Source organism: Streptomyces mangrovisoli (assembly GCF_000974985.2).
Classification (GTDB): Bacteria; Actinomycetota; Actinomycetes; order Streptomycetales; family Streptomycetaceae; genus Streptomyces; species Streptomyces mangrovisoli.
In genome coordinates this window covers 1-6,231 of record NZ_LAVA02000126.1, presented here as the reverse complement: position 1 = coordinate 6,231, position 6,231 = coordinate 1, and the positions used below count along the sequence as shown (strand labels likewise).

Sequence of the window (6,231 nt, the reverse complement as noted above, 5' to 3'; positions counted from 1 at the left end):
ACAGGAGCCTCGTTGGTTCCCTATCCTGCCGCACTCGACCTCCCGCACGCCCTGGTCGAGTGGGTCACGATGCTCATCGTCACCCGTGAGGGTGAACGACGGTGCAAACTCCCCCGCATCAGCGTGCGTTGATCGCGCTGGTGTACCTGCGCCGCCACGACACCCTCGCCCGCATCGCGGCCGGCTTCGGGATATCCGTCGGCACCGCCCACGCCTACGTCACCACCGTCGTCGGGCTCCTCGCCGACCGTGCTCCCGGCCTGCTCAAAGTGCTGCGCGAGCAAGCTCCCGACTTCGTCCTCCTGGACGGAACTCTTGCCGAGTGCGACCGCGTCGGCGACAGCCGCGCCGACTACTCGGCCAAACACCGTCGGCATGGGGTAAACGTCCAGGTCGTCACCGACCCGGTCGGCGAGGTGCTGTGGATCACTGGGTCGCACCCACGACCTGACCGCGGCCCGCACTCACCGCATCATCCGGATCTGCGAACGTCAGGGCGTGGCCGTCCTCGCCGACCGCGCCTACACGGGCGCCGGCCCTCACGTCGCCACCGGCCGCAGACGCCCACCCGGCGGGGAACTCACCCTCACCCAGCGGACCGTCAACCGCGCGCTCGCCCAGGCCCGAGCCCCTGTCGAACGCGGCATGGCACGACTGAAGTCCTGGCAGATCTTCCGCAGATCCCGCATCAGCCCCAACCGCATGACCGTCATCGCCAAAGCCATCCTCACCCTGGAGAGGCAACGCTGAAAATGCTCAGTGGTGACGGAGGGCGGTGCTGCCCGAGGGTCTATCAGGAATCAGGTGTGATTCGTCTGTTTGGCCTATGCGTTGATCGGTGGGCTGTTCGGTCTATACCCGTCCGGCGGTGAGACGGCCGTCGAAGAGGACGTCGAACTCGTTGAGGGCGGACTTCCAGCGGTTGTTCCACCGCTGGCGGCCGCGGCCGGTGGGGTCGAGGGCGAGGGTGGCGAGGTAGAGGCGTTTGAGGGCGGCCTGCTCGTTGGGGAAGTGCCCGCATGCCTGGGCCGCTCGTCGGTAGCGGGCATTGAGGGACTCGATCGCGTTGGTGGTGTAGACGACTTGGCGGATGGCGTCGGGAAGGCCGAGGAAGGGCACGAGCTCGCTCCAGGCCCGCTCCCAGGTTCCTGCGATCGACGGGTAGCGCTTGCCCCACTTCTCGTCGAACTCGGCCAGCCTCACCCGTGCTTCGTCCTCGTTGACGGCCGTGTAGAGAGGCTTGAGGTCGCGGGCGACCTCGGCCCAGTCGCGGCGGGAGGCATAGCGCAGACTGGCCCGGATGAATGCCCTGACTTGGCAGCTGGAGCCCCGCTCTGCTGACGGCCTCGTGGCAGCGGTCGCGTCAGGCATCGGATGCGGGGCGGCGACGTCTTGCCAGGCAGGTGCGCCGGGCTGTCGGTCCTGGCGCGGTGGGCTACCGGCTGCGCCGGCTGGTGATGAGTTGTCCGTTGCGGAGGTGGTGGACGAGCTCGAGGCCGCTGTCGAGCATGGCGAGGACGTCGAGGTGGCGGTCGGCCGGCACGGTCGCTACGCGGCGTCCGTCGCGGTGGACGTGGATGGTCGGGTGTTGTTCGCTGGGGGGTGCGACGTCGGCGGGGCCGTTGTGTGTCCCGGGCGCGAGTCGGGTCAGCGGGGTGATGGCCGCCCGGTCGTCGAGGAGCTGGCCGATGGGGTCGGAGGGGGTGCGGACGTAGTCGAGGAGGTCCTGGATCTCGTACTCGTTCGCCTGGTAGTGCTCGGTCCAGCCGTCGATGTGGTGCTGGGCGGTCCACTGCCGAAGGCCGGTCGGGCGGTGTCCCAGGCGGTGGGCGTCGCGGCCCAGCAGGTGGGCGATGCGCCGGGAGGTGATGCCGGAGGTGAGCAGGGCCAGGGCCTGCTCGGTGTCGACGCCGTGGCGGATGTGCCAGGCGGTGTGAGTGTTGAGTCTGGGTGCGGAGGGGGAGAGCGTGGGGTGGGTGTTGATGAGGTTGATGAGTGCTCCGACGGTCCAGCTCAGGGCGTGTCCGAAGGTGGTGCTGATGTTGCGTACGGCCTGTTCGAGTGCCCACTCGGCGCCGGTGCCGGGCTGCCAGGAGCGGGCGAGTGCGGGGATTGAAGCGCCGGAGATCCATTCCTGGAGGGCCGGGGCGATGGGGACGGTCATGACCGTGCCCCGGGTCTCCTTGTCCTTGAAACTCCAGGTTTTGGTGACTTCCGGGAGGTTTTTGAGCAGGCGGTCGAAGACGTGATGCTCGGTGAGGAAGTCGAGGGTGCGCTGCAGCGGCCATTCCTCCGGCTCGGCGAGCCATCCGCCCCCTGTGGGACCGGGGGCGTTGTCGGCCGTGTGCCGGTCGAGCAGCACGGCCAGGTGCTGTGCGAGCCAGTCGAGATAGCGGGCCGACCCCAGACTGGTGCCGGTTGCAGCCCACCGGCCGGCCGGGGCGGGGTCGGTGCTGTCGTACACGGCAGCGACTTGGTCGGCGAGGCGGAGCCACCGGCTGGTGATGTGACCGTTGCCGGGCACGGACAGGGCGAACAGCGCGTCCAGGCCGTCGAGGGGTCCGTCCTGCCGCGCGGAGGAGGCATGCAGGTGTAGGACGAGCCAGACGAACGAGGCAAAGTCCGCTGCGATGCTGTCCGCCAGCGCGAAGATGCCGTCGGCGTCGTCGCGCAGCGTGTCCTCGGCGCGGGCGAGATCGGCCAGCGCCTCGGCGGTCAGCAGCGAAGAGGCGACACGGAGCTGCTCCGGGTCGGGGTTGAGGACGTCGAACTCGGCCGGGCGGGGCGGGTAGGGGCGGGTCAGGAAGATCCATCCCTCGCTCTCCCGGCCGGCCCGCCCCGCCCGCCCGATGGCGTTCAGGAGCTCGGCGGGGGACAGAGCGCGCTGGCCGTCGTAGGTGAGCGGGTCGCCGTCGACCTTGTGATGGACGATGACCGTGCGTACGGGAAGGTTGACGCCGTCGGTGAGGGTACTGGTGCTGGTGATCGCCAGGAGCTCGTTGCGGCGCAGCGCGTCCTCGACGGCGTGGAGGACGTCGTCGGGCAGGGCGCCGTGGTGGTAGGCGACGCCGTGGCGGGTGCAGCGGACCAGTGGGTGCTCTGTGCCGAGGGTGTCGGCGAGATACCGGCTCAGGACGGCGGCCTCGGGCCGCTCGGGGAGGCGGCCGGCGATGGCGAGCGCAGCGTTGCGGGCGCGTTGTCTGGTGTCGACTACCATCAGGACGCTGCCGTGCTCGGTGAGCTCCGCGGCGCCTGCGGCGAAGACCTTGTAATCCGCGATCCCGTTCGGCAACGCGTTGCGGGCATTCCACCGGCGGGGATCGCGGCCTTGGTAGCGCCGGGTTCCCACGGCACCGGTGGTCAGCCGGGCGATCGCGGAGGAGGCTGTCGGCCGGACGTCGAGACGGGCCTCGACCGGCACGGCGGCGATCACCTGAGAGGGGCGCGTGGCGGTTGCCTCCCGCGTGGTCAGCTCGGCCTGGTCCGCCATCAGGTTCGGGTACATGAGGCCGTGCATCCGGCGCGGTCCCCGCCAGGTGTCGGTGAAGTAGACCTCCCGCTCGGGGCGCTGCGGGTCGAGCCACGAGGCGATGTCTCCCTTGTTGCCGACCGCCGCGGACAGCAGCACCAGACGGATGTCACTGCGCGTCTGGAGCAGCGTGAGCAGGCTTTCTAGCACCAGGCCGCGACGGCCCTGACCCAGATGGTGGGCCTCGTCGACGACGACCAGTCCTACATCGGCCAGCGCTGCATCGGGATTGTTGCGGATCATGTGCATGAGGCGTTCGGGCGTGACGATCTCCACGTCCCCGCCGTCCGGTTCGGCCGAGGACGCCCAGTCCGCCAGGGGGAACTCCGGCTGCTCCGCGGCCAGGCGCCGCCCGAGCAGCCGCAGCCGGCCCCGCAGCGCCGTGCGCATCTCCCGTCCCAAGCTGCGCAACGGCGATACGTACACCACCCGCCCTGCGCGCTGCGCCAGGTGGGAGCAGATCACCAGCTGCGCCATCAGCGTCTTGCCCGCGCTGGTCGGCACACTGATCAGGCTGCGCGAGGTGGCCAGGTCGAGCGGGTTGCCCCGCTCCAGCTTCAGGAGCTGGCGCTGCGGCGGCCACAGGGTCATCACGGGCGGCTTCGACAGCGCGAAACTCCGCGCAACCTCCAGGGGAGTATCAGGCGGCAGGAGCCGGTAGAGGCTGCTGTCCGCCATCTCCCCACTCAACTGGTACAGGTGTGCAGCGACCCACCGGGCCAGCCGGTCTCCGCGGCCGGCCCGCTGCGTCATCACGTCCAGCAGCAGGCGCTGCGCGGCCCGCAACTTCCCCTCCTCACCGAACGCAAGGAACTGGTACAGGTGGAAGACCGCCTCCACGACGGCCTCCGCCGGCCCGTACATGGTTCCCGCCAGGGACTCGCGGCGCATCACCGCCCGCACCCTGCGCAGCTGCCGCCGCCACGCGCGCAGCGCCCGGCCCAGCTCCGGCCGGTCGAAACCGAGGAAGACGACACCGGCCTCCACCGCCAGCGTGCCGATGTGCAGCCGGAGTTCACCGGTGATGTCGATGAAGGAACGCACCTGCCGGTAGACGGCGGTGGCGTTCGGGTCCTGCTCGCTGCGCCGGTATCCAGCCTGCGCAGCGAAAGCGATCTGGAGGCGCTCGACAGCCGGCCGCCGTGCGTCGCCCAGAGCGAGGTCCATCAGGTGAGCGCTGGTGGCGAAGGCCTGCCGCACGCGCACCGCGTCATAGCCAGGAGTCTCCGGGTCGAGCGCGGCAAGGCCATGCAGAAACCACGCGGTGCCGAGTGTCTCATCCTCGATCTCCCGCTCACCGCGGAACGCCGCGACCTCCAGCTCGGTCATCGCCGCCAGCAGGTCAACCGCGCTGGGCAACACCCCGCCCACCCGATACTCGCCGAGCGCGGAGGCGAGCACCTCCGGGTCTAGAGTGCGCTCCACACGTACTCCCTTACGGTCTGAGCAAAGGCCTCAAGATCTTCGATCGCCACCACCAGGCCCTGCAGCGCGCCCAGGTGAGTATGGGTGGTGAAGTGCAGGTGGGAGCGGTCGAAAGCCGTGTCGGGGGTGTCCGCCGCGTCGATCGCCAAGCCGACACCGCCGCTGCCCGACTCCCGCGCATCCACCCACTGCCGCGCCATAGACCCGACGAACACCCGGGTGTCGGGAGCGAGTTGCCGCCCTCCCCAGGAGATCTGCCCCAGGTACCGCGCACCCCGGGTGTTCAGCTGCTGCCATGCCTTGCGGATCGTGTCGCTCGCCTTCGTCTGCTCTGCGGTGAACTTCTTCATCTCCCACAAGCGAAAGACGAACCCCAGTTCACTCCCCGGAACGCGGTGGATCACCAGCCCATCGGGCCCACTGTCGGTCACCGTCGACGACGGCGGATCCAGAATCTCCACGCTGCACCCGGGCTCAGGGGGAAGGTCACGGGTGGAGAGATACCAGAGCCACTCGCCCACGTAACCCGTGACACCGGTGGGATCGTTGGCCTCGAACACCGGACCCGCGTACAGAAGGATGTGCGCATGGTCGGGGCCGGACGAAGTGGTACCCGCCAGGACGTTGTCGCGCCATAGACGGTAGGCATGATCGTCCAGGTCGGTGCGGGCCCGCATCATCTCGTCCGCGATGATCCAGGCTGCCGCAGCGCGGTCCTCGGGCTCCCGACCGATGGTCACCACCAGGTCCCATGGGCACACCTGCCCATGGCCGCGGCTTTCCCGCCGGGTGAGATCGACCAGGCGGCCGCCAGCGGCCAAGGCATGCTTCATCGCCTGGCCTGCAGGTATCGACACCCGCCCCACCTCCCGCGTTGCCCCTGCGTCGGGACCTGGGGTGCCGACGTGGGTCACCCTAGCCGCGGGCGGCATGGCGCGTAGGGCTGTTGCCTCGAGCCTGCTGGAGCGGGAGGCAACGGGGGCGGTGGGCAGCAGGGAATGGTGGCGCGGAGGGTCCGGTGGCACGGGAGCGGGTTGGTGCGCGGGGGGTGGGTCGTGTGTCCGGCCGCCGGGGCCTGCGGATCAGCGGCTTGGTGCCGTACGGGGGCGGTGGGACCTGCCGGTCTGCTTCGTGGCGCTGGCGGTGGGTTCGAACCCGCAACCTCGACGGCTTGTAGGACCGGCACCGCGTGCGTCTGGGCTGCCGTACCGCGGCGGTGGGGCGGGCCGCGCCCCGGGCGGGGGCGGGGGCGGGTGCGCGGGGCGCGGCCCTGGGAG

Annotated in this window: 2 protein-coding genes and 2 pseudogenes; 1 reads left to right on the top strand and 3 read right to left on the bottom strand. The window is 70.1% G+C overall.

Annotated elements, in window-relative coordinates; all coding sequences use genetic code 11:
- The first annotated feature begins 12 nt into the window (after positions 1 to 12).
- Positions 13 to 750, top strand: a pseudogene (locus tag WN71_RS37080) (transposase).
- Positions 751 to 852: 102 nt separating this feature from the next.
- Here the strand turns inward: WN71_RS37080 and WN71_RS37075 are convergent.
- The 3 genes and pseudogenes from WN71_RS37075 to WN71_RS37065 form a co-directional block, all read right to left on the bottom strand.
- Positions 853 to 1,371 (bottom strand): annotated as a pseudogene (locus tag WN71_RS37075) (transposase); the annotation flags it as partial.
- Positions 1,372 to 1,435: 64 nt separating this feature from the next.
- The gene (locus tag WN71_RS37070; protein ID WP_046584769.1) at positions 1,436 to 4,954 is read right to left on the bottom strand and encodes a DEAD/DEAH box helicase; all 3,519 of its coding nucleotides are present in this window, start codon (positions 4,952 to 4,954) and stop codon (positions 1,436 to 1,438) included.
- Positions 4,939 to 5,811, bottom strand: a complete 873-nt coding sequence (locus WN71_RS37065; RefSeq protein ID WP_046584770.1) for a hypothetical protein — start codon at positions 5,809 to 5,811, stop codon at positions 4,939 to 4,941. The genes WN71_RS37070 and WN71_RS37065 overlap by 16 nt, the downstream gene beginning before the upstream one ends.
- Positions 5,812 to 6,231: the final 420 nt, after the last annotated feature.